At 54.9% G+C, this 257-nt stretch carries 1 pseudogene; it reads right to left on the bottom strand.

What is annotated here, in order from left to right:
* A pseudogene (locus QP752_RS11305) lies at positions 1–257 on the bottom strand (hypothetical protein); the annotation flags it as partial.

Here is a 257-nt window from a genome sequence, read left to right as displayed (position 1 = left end):
TCATCGGCGCTGCGCATGGTGCCATCCGGGTTATGGAAATCTTCCATATGCGTCGAGTCGCTACCTGCGTGTCCCCAACGTGCTCCGGCTATTTCACCTTTTGGTTTAATATAGCTGTAACCGCTGGTCGTACCGATAAATTCTGGCCACGAACGAATGCTCACCAGCGATGCATCCTGGCGATGCAGCAGTCCACGCGCCTGTTCCATATCAAGCATCAGTTGCGGTTGTGCCGGGATCTTCACGCCGAAATCCGG

The sequence above is a fragment of the Corynebacterium sp. UMB10321 genome, from assembly GCF_030228725.1.
GTDB classification, from domain to species: domain Bacteria; phylum Actinomycetota; class Actinomycetes; order Mycobacteriales; family Mycobacteriaceae; genus Corynebacterium; species Corynebacterium pseudogenitalium.
Note: the sequence above shows the minus strand (reverse complement) of the source record. Positions and strands in the feature narration are given on the sequence as shown.